This window comes from Pilimelia terevasa, assembly GCF_014647915.1.
GTDB classification, from domain to species: Bacteria; Actinomycetota; Actinomycetes; order Mycobacteriales; family Micromonosporaceae; genus Pilimelia; species Pilimelia terevasa.
Genome location: NZ_BMQC01000001.1, coordinates 572,412 through 590,062 on the forward strand (window position 1 = coordinate 572,412; position 17,651 = coordinate 590,062).

The following is a 17,651-nucleotide window of genomic DNA, read 5'->3' on the forward strand; positions in this document are numbered from 1 at the left end:
CCGCCCCCGTCAGCCCCGCTCGCGTCAGTGCCGCTCACGTCAGCCCCGCCAGGACGCTGGCCAGCGCGTCCACGCCGGCGACGCAGTCGGCGTCGTCGGCGTGCTCGGCCGGCGAGTGCGACACCCCGGTGTGGTTGCGGACGAACAGCATGGCGGTCGGCAGGTGCGCGGACAGCACCCCGGCGTCGTGGCCGGCGGCGGTGGGCAGCAGCGGCGCCCCGTCCAGCAGCGCGGCCAGCCGGGCGGCCAGCGCCGGGTCGAAGCCGACCTCGGCGGTGACCGACTCGGCCGCCCACCCGACCTCGGTACCGTCGCGGACCGCCCGCTCGGCGACCTGCGCCGTCAGGCCCTCCACCAGGGCGGTCAGCGTGGCGGTGTCGGCGGCGCGGGCGTCCAGCCAGGCGGTGACCCGCTCGGGGATGGCGTTGGTGGCGTTCGGGCGGACCTGGACCCGGCCGACCGTGGCGCGGGCCGCGCGCAGCCGGGCCTGCTTGTTGGCGGCCAGCACCAGGAACGCGGCGGTCAGCATCGGGTCGCGCCGGTCGGCCATCGCGGTCGTGCCGGCGTGGTTGGGCTCCCCGGTCAGCGTGACCCGCCACCGGCCGTGCGGCCAGATCGCCGTGCCCACGCCCACGGCGGCGCCCACCTCGGCCAGGCCCCGGCCCTGCTCGACGTGCAGCTCGACGGCCGTGCCGAAGCGGGCCAGCAGGTCGGGCCGCGCGCCCGCCGGCGCGCCGCCGTGCGCCTGCGCGAAGCTCACCCCGTCGGCGTCGCGCAGGGCGCCGGCCGCGTCGGCGTCGACCGCGCCGGTGAGCAGCCGCGAACCCAGGCAGGGCACCCCGAACCGCGCCCCCTCCTCCTCCACGAACGCCGCGACCGCGACCGGCCGCGCGGGCCGGTGCCCGCGCGCGCGCAGGGCGTCCACGGCGAGGAAGGCGCTGACGATCCCCAGCGGCCCGTCGTACGCGCCGCCGTGGGGTACGGAGTCGAAGTGGCTGCCGGTCAGGACGGCGTCCCCGGCGGCCGGGTCGCCCCACCAGGCGAACAGGTTGCCGTTGCCGTCGGCCTCCACCGGCAGGTCCCGCGCCGCGGCCTGGGCGGCGAACCAGTCCCGGCACGCCCGCTCGGCCGGCGAGTACGCGTACCGCAGGTAGCCGCCCGTGCCCCGGTCCCGGCCCAGCGTCGCCAACTCGTCCCAGAGCGCGCGGAACGCCGTCACCGCTGGTCCCGCATCGGCACGCGCACGCCCCGGTCGGCGGCGACCCGCTCGGCCTCGGGGTACCCGGCGTCCACGTGCCGGATCACGCCCATGCCCGGGTCGTTGGTCAGCACCCGCTCGATTTTCTGGCCCGCCAGCGGCGTGCCGTCGGCGACGCAGACCTGCCCGGCGTGCAGGGAGCGGCCGATGCCCACCCCGCCGCCGTGGTGCAGCGACACCCACGAGGCGCCACTGGCGGTGTTGACCAGGGCGTTGAGCAGCGGCCAGTCGGCGATGGCGTCCGAGCCGTCGGCCATGGACTCGGTCTCCCGGTACGGCGAGGCGACGCTGCCGCAGTCCAGGTGGTCCCGGCCGATCACCACGGGGGCGGACAGCTCGCCGCGGGCGACCATGTCGTTGAACCGCGCACCGGCGACGTCCCGCTCGCCGTACCCGAGCCAGCAGATCCGCGCCGGCAGCCCCTGGAACGCCACCCGCTCGCCGGCCATCCGCATCCAGCGGGCCAGCGGCTCGTTGTCGGGGAACAGGTCCAGGATCGCCCGGTCGGTGGCGGCGATGTCCTTCGGGTCGCCCGACAGCGCCGCCCAGCGGAACGGGCCGCGCCCCGCGCAGAACAGCGGCCGGATGTACGCGGGCACGAAGCCGGGGAACGCGAACGCCCGGTCGAAGCCGCCGAGCCGCGCCTCGTCGCGGATGGAGTTGCCGTAGTCGAAGACCTCGGCGCCGCCGTCCAGGAACCCGACCATCGCCGCGACGTGCGCCGCCATCGAGGCCCGCGCCCGGTCGGTGAACTCCTCCGGCTTGGCCGCGGCGTAGTCGCCCGCGTCGCCCGGGTCCACGCCCTCGGGTACGTAGGACAGCGGGTCGTGGGCGCTGGTCTGGTCGGTGACGATGTCGACCGGCACCCCGCGCCGCAGCAGCTCCGGAAACACGGCCGCGGCGTTGCCGGCCACGCCGACCGACAGCGGGCGGCGCTCGCGCCGGGCGGCGAGCACCCGGGCGACGGCGTCGTCGAGGGAGTCGGCGACCTCGTCCAGGTACCGGGTGTCGACGCGGCGGCGCAGCCGGGCCGGGTCGACGTCCACGATCAGGCACACGCCGTCGTTCATCGTGACCGCCAGCGGCTGCGCGCCGCCCATCCCGCCGCAGCCGGCGGTCAGGGTGAGCGTGCCGGCCAGGGTGCCGCCGAAGCGCTTCGCGGCGACCGCGGCGAACGTCTCGTACGTGCCCTGCAGGATGCCCTGGGTACCGATGTAGATCCACGAGCCGGCGGTCATCTGCCCGTACATCGTCAGCCCCTGCGCCTCCAGCCGGCGGAACTCCGGCCAGGTCGCCCAGTCGCCGACCAGGTTGCTGTTGGCGATCAACACCCGCGGCGCCCACTCGTGGGTCCGCATCACGCCGACGGGCCGCCCCGACTGCACCAGCAGGGTCTCGTCGTCGCGCAGGTCGGTCAGCTCGCGGACGATCGCGTGGTACGAGGGCCAGTCGCGGGCGGCCCGGCCGGTGCCGCCGTAGACGACCAGGTCGTCGGGGCGCTCGGCGACGTCCGGGTCCAGGTTGTTCATGAGCATCCGCACGGCCGCCTCCTGGGGCCAGGCGCGGGCGGTCAGCGTGGTGCCGCGGGCGGCGCGGACGGTCATGCTCACTCCTCAGTCGACGAAGATGCCGCGTCGGTCCGCCGACGCGTCGAACGCTTCCAGCCGCCGCTGCGCCCCGGTGCCCCCCGCGTCGCAGACGGCCTGTAGCAGCACCATCGTCAACGCCAGCGGCGCGGCGTGCAGGTCGAACACCAGATCCGTACCCACGGGCGCGACCAGCGTGAGGTCGGCGTGGGCGGCGGCCGGCGCCACCGGCGAGTCGGTGACCAGGACGACCCGCAGGCCGGCCGCCCGCGCGACCGCCAGGGCGTCCACGGCCTCGCGCGGGTACCGCGGCAGCACCACCGCGAGCAGTGCCGCGGCCCCGGCCGCCCGGCCCTGCTCCAGGGCGTCGGCGAGCTGGCTGCCGCCGTGGTCGAGTACCCGGACGTCCGGGTGTACCTTGCGCCCGAAGTGCCCGACGTACGCGGCCAGCGGCGCCGCGGTGCGCAGCCCGAGGACCAGTAGCGGCGACGACCCGGCCAGCAGCGCGGCGGCGGCGGCGACGGCGCCGGGGTCGGCGAGCGCGTCGGCGAGCCGGTCCAGGTTCGCCCGCTCGGCGCGCACGGCCGCCTGCCAGGGGTGCTCGTCGCCCGCGGCGGCCGGCGGCGCGGCGGCGAGGTCGCGCAGGCGGCGCCGCAGCGCCGGGTAGCCGTCGAGGCCGAGCGCGACCGCGAACCGGGTGACCGAGGGCTGGCTGACGCCCGCGGCCTCGGCGAGTTCGGCGGCCGACAGGAAGGCCGAGCCCGCCGGGCGGGCGGCGAGGACGTGCGCGATCCGCCGCTGGGCCGGCGTGAGCCGCACGCCCCGCCACAGCACGTTGATCTCGTCCTCATTCACGCCGGTACTCTATGCATGAAAACTTTCAGAACACAACGACGACGGTTCAGGGCAAGCCGAGCACCAGCTTCAACGCCCGGTCGATAGCGATCATCTCCGGGCCGTGGGCTGGAAGGTGTCCGACCTGTTCGCCGAGCCGGGACCGGTCGACCGCCATCGCCTGCTCCGCCAACACCCGGGTGTCGCCGTCACCCCAGTCGATCAGGGGCCGGTGTGCCGAGGCCGCCGCGCTGGCCGAGGTCGGGCACACGATGCAGGTCGACAGGCCCGACAGAGCCGTGGCCTGCACCACGATGGCGTACCGTTCGCCCCGCTGCTCCCGGCCGACCGCGTCGCGGGGGCGTCTGACCTGGTGGACGTCACCACGCACGCAGCGACTCCATGTCGTGCTGTACCGCCTCGACCTCGGCCCGGTCGACCGGGTCGGCGGACAACTGCTTCGCGTCGGCACGCAGTTGTTCCGGGTCGGCGTCCAGCGTGGCGAAGGCGGATCGGAAGGCATCCAGGTGCCTCTCGTCCATCACGAAGCCGGACGTGCGTTGGTACGAGGTCGCGGCGGAGTCGTACTGTGCGACGACCGGTGCCGGCATCCCCTCGGGCAGCCATCCGGCACGCACGCCCCGGGTGATCGCCTTCGTGATCGATCCGGTCTGTCCGCGCAGCGTCCCGCCGTCCTCGCCCCGCAGTACCGCCGCCGAGCACGAACCGCCGCGGTCGACGACCTCCCGCAGGATCAACCGCGCCCGGTACGGCAAATCGCGCAGCAGGGACACCGCCCGCCCCGGTGTCCACTCGTGGGTCACCTGCGCTGCGGTCACCCCGCGGTCGGCGAGCATCTGGAACAGCTCCCGGCCGAGTTCGTCGGATACGTCTTCCAGCACAATCCGCACCGGATCACCTTCCTTCAAAGACCTTGCTTTAAGCACTATTAGACCCGCGAAAACTCATCTTAGTCAACGGGTCTGTCCAAGGATCAGTTAAAGATTCACGGCCGGGAGGGTGGCCGACCCCCGGCACGGCCGTGCGACGATCGGGGGCGTGCGGCTGGCGGAGATTTACACGTACCCGATCAAGGGCGGCTACCGGCGCGCCCAGGCCGAGGCGGTCGTCGAGCCGTGGGGCCTGGCCGGCGACCGCCGCTGGCTGGTCACCGACCCCGGCGGGCGGTTCCTCAGCCAGCGGCAGGACCCGGCGATGGCGCTGGTCCGCCCGGAGGCCGACCCCGAGGGACTGCTCCTGCGCGCGCCGGGCCAGCCCGACCTGCGGGTGCCCGTACCGCGCGGCGCCGCGGACAGCCAGGTCACGGTCTGGCAGTCGACCGTCGCGGCCACCCCGGCCGGCCCGGACGCCGACGCCTGGCTGGGCGGCGTCCTCGGCCGGCCCGTCCGGCTGGCCTACGGCGACGACCCCACCCGGCGCCCGGTGAAGCCCGCCCACTCCCGGCCCGGCGACGTCGTCAGCTTCGCCGACAGTTGCCCGGTGACCGTGGCCAACGCCGCGTCCCTCGACGCGCTCAACGCCTGGCTGACCGGTGCCGGCCAGGACCCCGTGCCGGTGACCCGGTTCCGGCCCAACCTGGTCGTGGCGGACGCCCCCGCCTGGGCCGAGGACGGGTGGGTCGGCCGCCGCCTCGCCGTCGGGTCGGCGGTGTTCCGGGCGGTCAAGCCCGCCGGCCGCTGCCTGGTCGTCGACACCGACCAGGAGACGGGCGTGCGGCGCGGCGGTGTCCTCAGGACCCTCGCCGGCCGGCGGACCAGGGACCGGGAGATCCTGTTCGCGGTCCACCTGATCCCCGACGGGCCGGGCCGGGTGGCCGTCGGGGACCGGGTCACGGTGCGCTGACCGCGGGCTCCTCCCGCCACCGGCCCAGCAGGTCGCGGTAGAGCGGCGAGCGGGCGGCGACCTCGGCGGGGGTGCCGACGACCGCGGTGACGCCGTCGAGTACCAGCACCCGCCCGGCGCGCAGGGCCGAGCTGACCCGGTGCGCCACGACCACCACGGCGCCCGGCCGGGCCGCGAACGCCTCCTCCGCCCGCCGCTCCGCCGCCGCGTCCAGGTGCGAGGTCGCCTCGTCGAGGACGGCCAGGCCGGCGGGGGACAGGTACGCCCGGGTCAGCGCGACGAGCTGCCGCTCGCCGAGGGACAGCGCGGCCGGCGTGACGGTGGCGCGCAGTCCGCCGAGCCGCTCCAGCAGGGGCAGCGCGCCGACAGCGGCCGCGGCCGCGGCCACCTCGTCCGCCGTGGCGGCCGGGCGCAGGTAGGTGAGGTTGGCGCCCAGCGAGCCGGCGAAGACGTACGCCTCCTGCGGGATGAGCACCCGCCGCGCGGCGAGGTCGGCGGGGTGCAGGGAGCCGACCGGGAGGCCGCCCAGCCGTACGGTGCCGACGACGGGGCGCAGCAGGCCGCAGACGAGCCCGGCCAGGGTGGACTTGCCGATGCCGCTGGGGCCGACGACGACGAGGTGGTCGCCCCGGGCGACCGTGAGGTGCAGGTCGCGCAGCACCGGCGCCGCGCCCGGCCCGTAGGCGAAGGTGAGCCCGTCCACGGTGAGGTGGCTCGGGTCGGCCGCCGGGGGCAGGCGGGTCGCGCGCGTGGCGGCGGCCCGCCCGCGGGCGCCGCCGGCCGGCCGCGGGACGCTGGGCACACCGGGCGGGGGCAGACCGGGCGGGGGCGAGCCGGGCCGGGGCGGACCGGGCGGAGGCGCACCGGGCGGGGGCGCACCGGCGTCGAGGAGCCGGCCGACCGTGACGACGTACCGCAGCCCGGCGCCGCCGACGCCGCTGACGAGCTGCGCCAGCGCCGGCTGCAGTGCGGCGACGACGTAGGTGAGCCCGCCCAGCAGCGCTCCGGCGCTGAGCCCGTCCGCGGCGAGGCGGGGGCTGGCGGCCAGCAGGGCCACCAGCGGACCCCAGCCGCCCACGGCCTGGCAGCCGGTCCGCAGCGCCGCGACGCGGGCGAGGGCGCGCTCGGCGGCGGCCTGCGCCGCGGCCGGCTCGGCCACCAGGTCGGCGGCGAACGGGCGGGCGCCGTGCGCGGCGACGTCGCGCGCCCCGTCCAGGACCGCCCCCGCGCGGGCGGCGAGCGCCTCGTCGGCCGCCACGTACGCCCGCTGCCGCGCGGCGGCCATCGGCAGCGTGCCGGCGAACAGCGCGAGTCCGACCAGGAACGGCGGCAGGACCAGCGCCGCGGCGGCCGGGGACAGGGCGAACAGGCCGACCGCCGCGCCGACGACGCTCACGACGAACCCGCGGACCACCATGATCAGTCCGCCGTAGGTGTCGCGGGCGATCTCGACCTGGTGGGTCAGGCGGGCGACCGCGCCGTCGTCGCGGTCGCCCCGCACCGCGCGGGCCAGAGCGCCGTCAACGACCCGGCCGACCAGGTCGTCGCGGAAGGGCTCCACGAGGTCGCCGAGGCGGTGGTACACCTGGCGGGCGCCCCGGGCGCCGACGGCCGCGGCCAGCAGCAGCACGGCCAGCCAGGTGAGCCCGACCAGCGGCCGGCCGCGCAGGAAGCCGTCGTCCAGGGACCGGGCCACGGCCGCCCCGGAGACGGCGGCGGGCAGCATCTCGGGCAGGGACCAGCCGGCCAGGCCGCGCAGCGCCCGCCGGTCGAGCCGGCCGACACCGAACCGCAGCTCCCGCTTCACGCCGGCCCACCCACCCCGCCGAGAGCGCCCGCACGACCGCGAGCGCCCGCACCGTCGCGAGCGCCCGCACCGTCGCGGGGGTGGGCGCCGTCGGTGGTGTCCGGCGGGTCGGCGGCGAAGACCGCGCGGTAGGCGGGGTCCCGCCACAGGGTCCGGTGCGGGGCGAGCGCGCGCAGCCGGCCCGCGTCGAGCCAGGCGACCGCGTCGGCCCGCGCGGCGGTGCCGGCGCGGTGGGTGACCAGCAGGCGGGTCCCGCCCGCGGCGGCCACGGCCGCGGCGACCCGTGCCTCGGTGAGCAGGTCGAGGCTGGACGTGGCGTCGTCCAGGACCAGCAGGCGCCGGCCGGGGCCGCCGTCCAGCAGGGTGCGGGCCAGGCCCAGCCGCTGCGCCTCGCCGCCGGACAGCGGCGCGTCCGCCAGCGGCGTGGCGTAGCCGGCCGGCAGGCGCAGGACCACGTCGTGTACCTGCGCGCGGGCCGCCGCGGCGGCCACCGCCTCCGCCGCGGCGCCGAGCCCGACGGCCTCGCCGACGGTCCGACCGACGAGGACCGGGCGCGCGAAGCCGGCGGCGACGGCGTCGCGCAGCGCGCGCTCGGACAGGGCGGCCAGCGGTACGCCGTCGAGCAGGACCGCCCCCTCGTCGGGGTCGCGCAGCCGCGCCGCGAGCGCCGCGAGCAGGGACTTGCCGGCCCCGGAGGCGCCGACTACGGCGAGGCAGGACCCCGCCGGCAGGACCAGGTCCAGCGGCTCCAGCAGGTACCGCCCGCCCTCGGCGACCGCCGCCGCGCGGAACTCCAGCACCCCGCCCGCGGCCGCCTCCCGGCGCGGCGCCGGGGGCAGGCCGGCGGTACCGTGGCGGACCGCCGGCGCGGCCAGCACCTCGCGCGTGCGCCGGGTGCCCGAGCGCGCCCGCGCCAGCCCGTTGAGGGCGGCGGTGATCCCGCCGAGCCCCGACCCGAGGACCGCGTACTGCTGCGCCGCGAACAGTTCGCCGGGCGTGATCCGCCCGCCCAGCAGCGCCCACCCGGCGGTGGCCAGGACGCTCACCTCGATCACCGGCCCGACGACGGCCGCCTGCCCGGTGGCCCGGGCCAGCGCGCGCCAGGTCATCCGCCCGTGCCCGCGCAGCGGCGGGAGCAGCGCGAGGATCCGGCGCCGCTCCTGCGCGGCGGTGCCGGCGGCGGCGATGGTCCGGGCGCCGGCCAGCGCCTCGGTGAGCCGGGCGGCGAGGCCGCCCTGGATCCGCTGGTAGTCGGTGAGGATCTCGGCGTTGCGCCGGGTGAACCCGACGAGGACGGCGGCCGCCAGCGCCAGCCCGCCGACGAAGGAGACCGCGAGCCACCCGTCGACGAGCGCGAGCAGCACGAGGCTGCCGACCGGGGGCAGGACGCCGACGAGGACCCCGACGGCGGCGGGGCCGGTGCGGGCGGCGTCGGCGGCCCCGGCGGCGACGCGGCTGACGAGGTCCCCGGTGCCGAACGCGGCGACCCGGCGCGGCGCGACGGCGAGCAGGTGGGAGACGAGCAGGCCGCGCAGGGCAGCGGTGCGGCCGGCGAGGTACCGGCCGGCGACCAGGGTGTCGACGACGTCGACGGCGACGAGGCCGGCCACGAGCGCGGCGGTGAGGAGCACCCAGTGCCGGGTGTCACCGCCGCCGACGACGGCGTCGACGGTCCGGCCCAGGACGGTCGGCAGGGCGAGGCGGCCGGCGGCCTCCGCGAGGGCGCACGCGGTGAGTCCGGCCAGGGAGGCCAGCGCGGCGCGGGGGGCACGCCGGGGGTGCGGCATGGGGGTGGATGAACCGCGGTCCCGGTCGGCGGAAGCCGACCGGGACCGCGCCCGCCACGTCAGTTGCAGGTGGTCAGGCTGAGCGAGCTGTCCCCGCAGAGCAGCAGGCTGGCCCGGCTGTTGTACCCGCCGTCGCCGTAGCCCGACAGGTCCATCGCCTGGAGGTCCAGAAGCGCCATTTCGTCTCCTTCGAAGGTGTACCGACCGCGCCCTTATGGCACGGCGTTCAGGAACCGCGCCGGGGTCGCCAGCAGCGGTAGGTGGACCGGGCGGTCGTGCTGCGCCGCGCCGATCGCGAGCAGGACACCGGCGGTACCGGTGGCCAGGTCCATGGAGAGCCGCAGGAGCTGCTCCCCGGGGAAGGCGGTGCCGCCGCGGTAGGGCAGCGCGTGCCAGCCGAGCGCCGCGCACTGCGCCGCCACGGCGTCGTCGACCTCCCGGGCGGCGTCGCCGTCGAGCTGGCGGCGGCGGTCGGCCAGGTAGTAGACGATGCCGGCGCGGCCGGCGAACAGGCCGGACTGGACGTACAGGGGGGACAGGGCCGCCCCGTGGATCTGCGCGGCGGCCGCGGCGAACTCCTCGTCGGGGCGCCGGTCGAGGTACCGGCCCAGCGCCAGGCCGATGCCGACGCTGCCGGCGGCCAGGTACGGCATGGTCCGCCAGCCCTCGTCCACCACCAGGTCGCCGCCCGCGTCGCGCCGGCAGCGGCGCAGGTCCTGGCGCAGCGCCGTGGCGGCGGCGTCGAGGTACGCCGGGTCGCCGGTGTCGTCGCAGGCGCGCAGCAGCAGCAGGGCCGCACCGGCGCCGCCGCGCAGCAGCCCGGCGTGCGGGTGCCGGCCGCCGCTGACCTGCGGTACCCCCTCGACCGGCCCGAGCCGTTCGGCGACCAGGTCGGCGGCGTCGCGGGCGGCGGCGCGCAGGGCGGCGTCGCCGGTGCGGTCGGCGAAGTGGGCGAGGTTGAGGCCGATGCCGGCCAGCCCGCCGTACAGGTCGCTGCCCAGGCTGCGCCAGTTGGCGTCCAGGCACCGGTCGAGGACCGCGCGCGCCGCCTGCTCGTGCCCGAGGTGGTCGAGCACGTGCGCGACCCCGTGCAGGCCGTCGTACATCCCGATCATGGTGCCGTTGCCCGCCTGCCGGGCGCCGGTGAGCAGCCACTGCTCGTGCTCCGGGGACCGCGCGCCGCCGGTGACGTCGAGGGCGTACAGCACCCCGGCCGCCCCGTGGGCCAGGCCGAGCCCGCCCACCTCGAACTGCCGGACGTCACCGGGGAACAGCCGGTCCGAGCGCCGCGGGCTGGCGCTGGCGGTGATCGCCCGGCGCAGATCCCCGCCGGTGGCCGCCCACCCGCCGGCCGCGGGCCAGCGGGTCGGCCCGTCCGCGCGGGTCTGCGGAGGCGCTGCCGGACCGGCCAGCCGGTCGATCGTGGCCAGGGCGTCGGTGAGGTAGTCCGGCGGTACCGGGAACTGCGCGGCGACGATCTCGGCCAGGTGCGCCGCCTTGCCCGGCGCCAGCCACAGCAGCGGCGTCAGCGGCAGGAAGACCGCCAGCCGCAGGCAGGCCAGCGCGTACCGGTCCAGGTCGGGCCCGCGCACGGCCGGCGGCGGGGCGAACCCCTGGTTGCCGAGGCCGGGCCGGGCGTCGTCGGCGGCGAGGCTGGCGACCTCGAAGTCGAGCAGCCGGACGCTGTCGTCGGGCCGGACGAAGATGTTGAACAGGTGCAGGTCCCCGTGGACCACGCCCCGGTCGTGCATCGCGGCGACCGCGGCGTCGACCTGCTCCACGATCGACAGCGCCCAGCGGGTGTACGCGGCGCGGGCGGCGGGACCGCCGTCGGCCACCATGGGGTGCCGGGCGACGACCTCCTTGTTGAGCGCCGCGCCGTCGAGGAACTCCATGGCCAGGAACTGGTGCTCGCCGATCGTGAACAGGTCCCGCACCTCGGGGACGCCGGGCGCGCCGGCCAGCCGGGTGAGGAACGCGTGCTCGATGCGCACCCGGGTCGCGGCGTCGGTGCCGTCGGCGTCCAGGCCGGCGTACGGGCGGCCCTCCTTCAGGACGACCGCGGCGCCGGTGCGCGTGTCCCGGCCGCGGTACAGCCCCCCGCCGTTCGAGAAGTGGATCACCTGCTCGATCGCGTACGGGGTGTCGGCCGTGGTCACCGCGTTGCGGGCGGCCAGGTGCGGGGCGAGGAAGTCGGGCACGGCGACCCACGGCGGCACCCGGAAGACCGGGTCGCGGGGGTCCGGCACTAGGACGCCCCGGTCGTCCTCGATCGCCGCGACGACGTCGCCGTTGCCGGTGACGCAGTACCGCCCGGCGAAGCCGCCGTACCGCACGTAGAGCGGCCCGGCGCCGATGCGCAGGTCGCTGAGGATGTACGGGCCCGGCTCGCCGTCGAGGGCGGGCACCAGCGCGTCGAGGATCGCCGCGCACTCCGCCTCGTCCTCGGGGTAGACGGTGACGAGCTTGCCGCTGTGGCCGCGGGGCGCGTACTTGGCGCTGCGCAGGAAGTGGGCGCGCGGCGAGCGCAGCACCTTGCACTCGATGCCGCGGGGCAGGCAGTGGTCCAGGACGGCGGCGAGGACCCGCTCGGCGTTGTCCGGCGTGGCGGAGGCGTGGATCTTCCAGCCCTGCGCGGGCACCCGCCGCCGCGGCGGGACGAACGCCAGCCAGTCGGCCCTGACCTCGCGGCGCCAGCCCTCGGGCAGGGGGCGGTCGGCGGCGGCGAAGCCGCGGGCGGCGTTCTCGCCGGTGCTGGTGTCGCCGCCCTGGAGGGCGTCGAAGAACAGCCGGTCCGCCACGCAGAACACTTCGTACCGGTCGTCCATATCGCTCTCGCCTCCTCCACTCGGCCGGATTGTTCTGGGCTCGCGGAGGAAAACGATGGCTGCTCTGGGGACGCAACGCCCTATTGAGCTACCTGCGGCTATCTCACCCGTTTGGTGTACTGCACGTTAAATAAAGAAATTGTCTGACCTGCACGAATACTGATCGCGCTCCCACGGTAGTAACCGGCGGGTCGCCTCCGCCGTTACGCGGCGTCCACCGAATTGCCGCCCGATGCGGACGCGCAGTAACGATTGCCCCCCCGAAAGGGTGCGCCGCGGCTCGCTGGGCGCCCGCAATCGGTGCTATATGGCATTTGACCTGTGTCTACATCGTCGCCGATTGGGCGGGTGCCCGAAGCCGTGGAGATCAACAACTCGGCGGCGGGTCGGAAATGGTTTTCGAATTCGGTCGCACGCCGCTCCGGGCGGCGTTCGGGAAAGCGAAAGCGCCGGCCGCGGTAGCGCGGCCGGCGCCGGTGCTGCCGGTGGTAGGGCCGGCGGGAGTCGAACCCGCACTGGCACGGACCTAAACCGTGTGCCTCTGCCGTTGGGCTACGGCCCCTCTGCCACCGGTCACCCTACGTCCCCCGGCGGCGCGGCCGGCGCCGCACCCGCGCGGAGCCGGCGACGGCGACGGGGCGTCAGCCCAGGCCCAGGTCGCGGCGCAGCTTGGCCACGTGGCCCGTCGCCTTCACGTTGTACTGCGCCAGCACGATCCGGCCCTCGGCGTCGATGACGAACGTCGACCGGATCACGCCCGTGACCGTCTTGCCGTACAGCTTCTTCTCGCCGTACGCGCCGTAGGCGGTCAGCACGGCGCGGTCGGGGTCCGACACCAGGGGGAAGGTCAGCGCGTCCCGGTCGCGGAACTTCGCCAGCGCGGCCGGCTCGTCGGGGGAGATGCCGACCACCTCGTAGCCGGCGGCCTTCAGCGAGGCCAGCGAGTCGCGGAAGTCGCACGCCTGGGTGGTGCAGCCGGGGGTCATCGCCGCCGGGTAGGCGTACAGGACGACGCGGCGGCCGCGCAGGTCGGTCAGGGCCAGCTTGTCCCCGGTGTCCGTGGTGAGCGTGAAGTCCGGTGCGGGGTCGCCGGGGTGCAGGCGCACGTTGTCGGTCATGACCGCACCCTACCGCCGCCCGTCGGCCCGGCCGGCCCCATGGGGGCGACGGAGGGTCCGCGAGGTGGTTGGCGGGCACGGGCCCCGCCCTTAGGGTGACCGGTAAGGACCCAGACTACCCGGAGGCGCTTATGCGGACGCTGGCCCTGCACATCTCCAACGGCATCGTGGACGGCCCCACCTCGCTGGCGTTCCTGCTGTTCGCGCTGGCCGCCGGGGCCTGGTGCGTCCACCGCGCCCGGCGCGACCTCGACGACCGCCTCGTCCCGCTGGCCGGCCTCGTCGCCGCGTTCGTCTTCGCCGTGCAGATGCTCAACTTCCCCGTCCTGCCCGGTGTCAGCGGGCACCTGTTCGGCGGCGCGCTCGCCGCCGCCCTCGTCGGGCCGTGGATCGGCGCGCTGTGCGTGAGCGTCGTACTCGTCGTGCAGGCGCTGGTCTTCGCCGACGGCGGGGTGACCGCCATCGGCCTCAACGTCACCAACATGGCGCTGCTGCACACCGCCGTCGCCTACGGCGTCCTGGTCCTGGCCGCCCGGCTGCTGCCCCGCACCCCCGGCGCGGTGGCCGCCGCGGCCGGCGTCGCGGCCTGGCTGGCGACGGTGGTGGCCTCGCAGGGCTTCGTCCTCCAGTACTGGCTCGGCGGCGCCGCCCCGCTGCCCGGCGGCGGCCTCGGCGCGCTCGCGGCGACCATGGGCGGCCTGCACGCCCTCATCGGCGTCGGCGAGGGCCTGATCACGGCCGTGACGGTCGCGGCCGTGGCCCGCAGCCGCCCCGACCTGGTGTACGCGCTGCGCGGCCGGCCGCTGCCGGTCCGCACGAGTGTCGGGAGCCCCGCGTGAGCGCCGCTGACCGGCCCGCCGCACCGGCCCGCGCGGCCGACCGGCCCGCCGCACCCGCCCGCGCCGCCGACCGGCCCGGGGGCGCGGCGCCCGGCGCGGCCGACCCCGCGCCCCGACCGGTGCGGCGGGGGCTGCTGCTGGGCGGGCTGGCGGTCGCCCTGGTGCTGGCCGGCCTGGTCAGCGCCGTGGCCTCCGGCGCGCCCGACGGCCTGGAGGCGGCCCTGAGCGCCGGGTGCACCGTCGACGACGCCGGTGAGGTCGTCGCCGGCACCTGCCCGGCGACCGCGGCCCGCCCGCACGAGTGGGGCGGGCCGTTCGCCGACTACGCCGTCGCCGGGCTCGGCCCCGGCTGGGGGACGGCGCTGGCGGGAGTCGGCGGGGTACTGCTCACCTTCGCCTGCGGCGCCGGCCTGTTCCGGCTGGCCCGGCGGCGGCGGGCCGGATGACCGGCGCGGCGCTGTACCTGCGCCGCGACAGCCCCCTGCACCGGGCCGCGCCGGAGCGCAAGCTCGTCGCCGCCGTCGCGTTCACGGTGCTCGTGGTGCTGACCCCCCGGACGGTGCTGTGGCCCTACCCCCTCTACGCCGCCGCGGTCGCCGCGGGCGTCGCGGCCGCGCGCGTGCCGGTGGGGTGGCTGCTGCGGCGCTCGGCGATCGAACTGCCGTTCGTGGCGTTCGCGGTCCTGCTGCCCTGGCTCGGCGGTGGGCCGCGGGTGGCCTGGGCGGGGCTGGAGCTGTCGGTCGCCGGTCTCTACACGGCGTGGGGCATCCTCGCCAAGGGCACGCTCGGCGTCTGGGCCGCGCTGCTGCTGGCCGCCTCCACCACCGGCCGGGACCTCGTCGCCGGGCTCGGCCGGCTGCGCTGCCCGCCCGTCCTCACCCAGATCGCTGCCTCCATGCTGCGCTTCCTGGAGGTACTGGCCGGCGAGGCCGCCCGGATGCGGGTGGCCCGGCTGAGCCGCGCCGACGACCCGCGGCTGCTCTGGCAGGCGCGCGGCTTCGCCGTCGGCGTGGGGGCGCTGTTCGTCCGCGCGTACGCCCGCGGGGAGCGGGTGCACCACGCCATGCTGTCGCGCGCCTACGCGCCGCTGCCGGAGGGCCGTCCGGCCGGCGGCGCGACAGCACGCGGGCGGCCTGCCGGCCCGCCGGCCGCCGACGCCGCGCCGGCACTGGCCGTGCGCGACCTCGCCTTCACCTACCCCGACGGCCGGGAGGTGCTGCGCGGCGTCGACCTCACCGTCGCGCCGGGGGAGCGGGTCGCCCTGCTCGGCCCGAACGGCGCCGGCAAGACCACCCTCGTCCTGCACCTCAACGGCGTCCTGCGCCCCTCCGCCGGGCAGGTCGCCGTCGGCGGCCTGCGGGTCGGCGGCGACCGGGCCGTCCTGCGCGAGGTCCGGCGCCGGGTGGGGATCGTCTTCCAGGACCCCGACGACCAGCTCTTCATGCCGACGGTCGCCGACGACGTGGGCTTCGGGCCGGCCAACCTCGGCCTGAGCGGCGCGGACCTCGACGCGCGCGTCGACGAGGCGCTCGCCGCGGTCGGCATGTCCGGGCACCGGGACCGCCCGCCGCACCACCTCTCCCTCGGCGAGCGCCGCCGGGTCGCGGTGGCCACCGTCCTGGCGATGCGCCCGCAGGTCCTGGTCCTGGACGAACCGTCGGCGAACCTCGACCCGGCGGCCCGCCGCGAACTGGCCGCGATCCTCGCCGACCTGCCGGTGACGATCCTGCTGGTGACCCACGACCTGCCGTACGCCCACCAGCTCTGCCCCCGCGCCGTCGTCCTCGACGGCGGGCGGATCGCCGCGGACGCCCCGACGGGCGCGCTGCTGGCCGATTCGGCCCGCCTGGCCGCCCACCGGCTGGAGCTGCCCTACGGCTTCCGGCTCTGAGCGGCGCGGGGCGGCGCCGCGGCGATGGCGGTGCGCAGGCGCAGGGCGCCGGCCAGCGCGAGCCCCAGCCCGACCGCGGTGACGGCGGCGACGGCGACGCGGGCGGCCGGCCCGCCCCACGTGGCCGGCGGCACGGCGCGGGCGAAGACGGCGGCGTTGGCGATCCCGGGGAACAGCCCGACGCAGGCGCCGGCCAGCGCGAGCGCGAAGTCGGCGGCGGGCCGCCGCAGCAGCGCGTACCCGCCCGCCGCGATCCCGCCGAGCGCGGTCAGGACCGGCCACACCTGCGCCTGCGCCAGGGCCAGGGCCAGCTCACCCACGGTGGCGGCGCCGGCGTCGCGCTCCCGGGCCACGGCGTAGGCCAGCGCGCCGCACCCGGCGCCGGCCGACAGGACGGCCAGCGTGACGGTGCCGAGCCGTCCGTACCAGCGCCGCGCCCCGGTCGTGCCGGGCGCCCCGGTCAGTCCGAGCAGGGCCACCAGGCCGACCCCGACGAGGGTGAGCAGCCACCACAGCGGGGCGGTCGGCGGCACCTGCGGCGTGACGGTGCCGGTGACGCTGGCGACGGTACCCGCGGCGGCAGTGCCGCCCACGGCCGCGACGGGTACCGACCAGGCCCGCGCCGGCCCGGCGCGCGGGAGGTCGGCGGGCCAGGTGGCGCGGGGTTCGTGCCATCTGGCGACCGGCCGCGGGCTGACCCGCCGCCACTGCGGCGCGGCGCCGGGGTCGGCCTCGGCCGGCACGGGTGCCCCGGCGAGGGTCCGGTTCCGGTACGTGCTGGGGGAGCGGCTGTTCTCGTACGCGCCGTCGGGCCGGACCTGCAGGTACGGCTCGCCGGCCTCGCCGCGGACCTCCACCGTGGCCGGTCCGCGGTTGGTCAGTTGCAGCCGCGCCCCGGCCTCGATCGCGGTGACGGTGACGCCCGGCAGCGCGGGGGTGACGGCGAGGACGGCGACGCGGACGTCGGAGCCGCCGGGCGCCTCGTCCGAGTGCGCCGCCGCCGGGCCGGCCGCGCCGCCGGCCAGGACGAGGGCCGCGGCCAGCACCGCGCCGAGGCGGCGGCACGCGTCGGCCGCACGGCCGCGCCGGGCACCGGTCGGGCCCGGGGTGCGGCCGTGCGGCCGGGGGGTCACTGGCTGGCCGCCACCGCGGCGGTGATCGCCGCCGAGTTCGACTCCACCTTCTTGTCGTTGACGGTCACGTGCGGGGTGCTCTGCAACCCGCGGCGGGAGGCGGTCTCGGTGACGTGCCGGGCCCAGCCGCGGTACCGCTTGCTCTCGATACAGGTGGTGAAGTCCGGGCCGAGGCCGACGCCGCGGCCCAGCTCCGCGAGGGTGTCGTTGGGCAGGCCCGGGGTCAGCTCCTCCGGCTGCCGGGCGAACAGGACGTCGGTGTACTCGACGAACTTGCCGCCGTCCGCCGCGCAGCCCAGGGCCGCCGAGGCGCGCGTCGAGTACTCGGTGCCCTTGCTGGCGTGGTCGAGGATCGCCACGGGGTGCGTCACGAGCGTGATCTTCTTCTCGTCGACCAGCTTGTTCAGGGTCGCCTTGGCCTCGGCCTCGAACTGCCTGCACGCCGGGCACATGAAGTCGACGTACACGTCCACCTTCACCTTGCCGGAGCCGCGCGGGATCCCGGTGTCGTCGCCCTGCGCCGTGCCCTTGGGCACGTTCACCTCGTCGACCTTGTTGCTGGCGTACACGCCGTAGCCGACGATCCCGGCGACCAGCAGCACCGCGACGGCGATGAGTGAGGCCCAGAACGTGCGCTGTCGGCGCTTCTCCGCGGCGAGGGTGGCGGCCATGGCCTGGCCGGCGGAACGCTTGCTCATCGGTTCTCC

General features: G+C 77.2%; 16 protein-coding genes, 1 tRNA gene and 1 pseudogene. 5 read left to right on the top strand and 13 right to left on the bottom strand.

Features of this window, described 5'->3' with window-relative positions; translation table 11 throughout:
• Positions 1–34: 34 nt before the first annotated feature.
• The 5 genes from IEY75_RS02765 to IEY75_RS02785 are packed head-to-tail and all read right to left on the bottom strand — an operon-like array spanning position 35 to position 4,589.
• Entirely contained in the window at positions 35–1,219 is a 1,185-nt protein-coding gene (locus tag IEY75_RS02765; RefSeq protein ID WP_189112526.1) for an allantoate amidohydrolase, read from the bottom strand.
• Complete coding sequence (hutU, locus tag IEY75_RS02770) at positions 1,216–2,862, bottom strand: urocanate hydratase (protein ID WP_373290187.1); 1,647 nt, start codon at positions 2,860–2,862, stop codon at positions 1,216–1,218. The genes IEY75_RS02765 and hutU overlap by 4 nt, the downstream gene beginning before the upstream one ends.
• 9 nt (positions 2,863–2,871) lie before the next feature.
• Entirely contained in the window at positions 2,872–3,699 is an 828-nt protein-coding gene (locus IEY75_RS02775) for a MurR/RpiR family transcriptional regulator (protein WP_189112528.1), read from the bottom strand.
• 46 nt (positions 3,700–3,745) lie between these two features.
• Positions 3,746–4,069: a type II toxin-antitoxin system PemK/MazF family toxin gene (locus IEY75_RS02780; protein ID WP_189112529.1), complete on the bottom strand. Its 324-nt coding sequence runs from the start codon at positions 4,067–4,069 to the stop codon at positions 3,746–3,748.
• On the bottom strand, positions 4,059–4,589 hold the full coding sequence (locus IEY75_RS02785; protein WP_189112530.1) for a hypothetical protein: 531 nt from the start codon (positions 4,587–4,589) through the stop codon (positions 4,059–4,061). The genes IEY75_RS02780 and IEY75_RS02785 overlap by 11 nt, the downstream gene beginning before the upstream one ends.
• Before the next feature lie 148 nt (positions 4,590–4,737).
• Here IEY75_RS02785 and IEY75_RS02790 point away from each other — a divergent pair, with 148 nt between their 5' ends.
• Entirely contained in the window at positions 4,738–5,541 is an 804-nt protein-coding gene (locus IEY75_RS02790; RefSeq protein ID WP_189112531.1) for an MOSC domain-containing protein, read from the top strand.
• Here the strand turns inward: IEY75_RS02790 and IEY75_RS02795 are convergent.
• The 6 genes from IEY75_RS02795 to bcp all read right to left on the bottom strand — a co-directional run bounded on the left by IEY75_RS02795 (position 5,528) and on the right by bcp (position 13,081).
• Complete coding sequence (locus tag IEY75_RS02795; RefSeq protein ID WP_229789281.1) at positions 5,528–7,348, bottom strand: ABC transporter ATP-binding protein; 1,821 nt, start codon at positions 7,346–7,348, stop codon at positions 5,528–5,530. The two genes, IEY75_RS02790 and IEY75_RS02795, sit on opposite strands and share 14 nt — an antisense overlap.
• The gene (locus IEY75_RS02800; protein WP_189112532.1) at positions 7,345–9,135 is read right to left on the bottom strand and encodes an ATP-binding cassette domain-containing protein; all 1,791 of its coding nucleotides are present in this window, start codon (positions 9,133–9,135) and stop codon (positions 7,345–7,347) included. The genes IEY75_RS02795 and IEY75_RS02800 overlap by 4 nt, the downstream gene beginning before the upstream one ends.
• Positions 9,136–9,194: 59 nt before the next feature.
• Positions 9,195–9,314 (bottom strand): SapB/AmfS family lanthipeptide, encoded by a 120-nt coding sequence (locus tag IEY75_RS02805; protein ID WP_189112533.1) that lies wholly within the window; start codon positions 9,312–9,314, stop codon positions 9,195–9,197.
• Between the two features lie 33 nt (positions 9,315–9,347).
• A complete protein-coding gene (lanKC, locus tag IEY75_RS02810; RefSeq protein ID WP_189112534.1) occupies positions 9,348–11,963 on the bottom strand; it encodes a class III lanthionine synthetase LanKC in 2,616 nt (871 codons plus the stop codon).
• A 486-nt stretch (positions 11,964–12,449) separates the two neighbouring features.
• Positions 12,450–12,525 (bottom strand) — tRNA-Leu (locus IEY75_RS02815).
• Between the two features lie 79 nt (positions 12,526–12,604).
• A complete protein-coding gene (gene bcp / locus IEY75_RS02820) occupies positions 12,605–13,081 on the bottom strand; it encodes a thioredoxin-dependent thiol peroxidase (RefSeq protein WP_189112535.1) in 477 nt (158 codons plus the stop codon).
• Between the two features lie 131 nt (positions 13,082–13,212).
• On the opposite strand from bcp, the gene IEY75_RS02825 reads away from it, so the two are divergent.
• The 4 genes and pseudogenes from IEY75_RS02825 to IEY75_RS20705 all read left to right on the top strand — a co-directional run bounded on the left by IEY75_RS02825 (position 13,213) and on the right by IEY75_RS20705 (position 15,811).
• On the top strand, positions 13,213–13,920 hold the full coding sequence (locus tag IEY75_RS02825) for an energy-coupling factor ABC transporter permease (protein WP_189112536.1): 708 nt from the start codon (positions 13,213–13,215) through the stop codon (positions 13,918–13,920).
• Positions 13,917–14,366 (top strand): PDGLE domain-containing protein, encoded by a 450-nt coding sequence (locus IEY75_RS02830; protein WP_229789282.1) that lies wholly within the window; start codon positions 13,917–13,919, stop codon positions 14,364–14,366. The genes IEY75_RS02825 and IEY75_RS02830 overlap by 4 nt, the downstream gene beginning before the upstream one ends.
• A pseudogene (gene cbiQ, locus IEY75_RS20700) lies at positions 14,363–15,094 on the top strand (cobalt ECF transporter T component CbiQ); the annotation flags it as partial. The gene IEY75_RS02830 and the pseudogene cbiQ, both read left to right, overlap by 4 nt.
• On the top strand, positions 15,089–15,811 hold the full coding sequence (locus IEY75_RS20705; protein ID WP_373290195.1) for an energy-coupling factor ABC transporter ATP-binding protein: 723 nt from the start codon (positions 15,089–15,091) through the stop codon (positions 15,809–15,811). The pseudogene cbiQ and the gene IEY75_RS20705, both read left to right, overlap by 6 nt.
• On the opposite strand, the gene IEY75_RS02840 is transcribed toward IEY75_RS20705, so the two are convergent.
• Together IEY75_RS02840 and IEY75_RS02845 are read right to left on the bottom strand one after the other, a co-directional pair.
• Positions 15,793–16,944, bottom strand: coding sequence for a hypothetical protein (locus IEY75_RS02840; RefSeq protein ID WP_189112538.1), 1,152 nt, complete (start codon positions 16,942–16,944; stop codon positions 15,793–15,795). The genes IEY75_RS20705 and IEY75_RS02840 overlap by 19 nt on opposite strands.
• Entirely contained in the window at positions 16,941–17,642 is a 702-nt protein-coding gene (locus IEY75_RS02845; protein ID WP_189112539.1) for a DsbA family protein, read from the bottom strand. The genes IEY75_RS02840 and IEY75_RS02845 overlap by 4 nt, the downstream gene beginning before the upstream one ends.
• Between the last annotated feature and the right edge of the window lie 9 nt (positions 17,643–17,651).

Coding starts and splice junctions, on each gene's coding strand:
- IEY75_RS02800 (WP_189112532.1), bottom strand. CDS start 9,135: ATGCCGCACCCCCGGCGTGCCCCCCGCGCCGCGCTGGCCTCCCTGGCC.
- hutU (WP_373290187.1), bottom strand. CDS start 2,862: ATGACCGTCCGCGCCGCCCGCGGCACCACGCTGACCGCCCGCGCCTGG.
- IEY75_RS02845 (WP_189112539.1), bottom strand. CDS start 17,642: ATGAGCAAGCGTTCCGCCGGCCAGGCCATGGCCGCCACCCTCGCCGCG.
- IEY75_RS02805 (WP_189112533.1), bottom strand. CDS start 9,314: ATGGCGCTTCTGGACCTCCAGGCGATGGACCTGTCGGGCTACGGCGAC.
- IEY75_RS02825 (WP_189112536.1), top strand. CDS start 13,213: ATGCGGACGCTGGCCCTGCACATCTCCAACGGCATCGTGGACGGCCCC.
- lanKC (WP_189112534.1), bottom strand. CDS start 11,963: ATGGACGACCGGTACGAAGTGTTCTGCGTGGCGGACCGGCTGTTCTTC.
- bcp (WP_189112535.1), bottom strand. CDS start 13,081: ATGACCGACAACGTGCGCCTGCACCCCGGCGACCCCGCACCGGACTTC.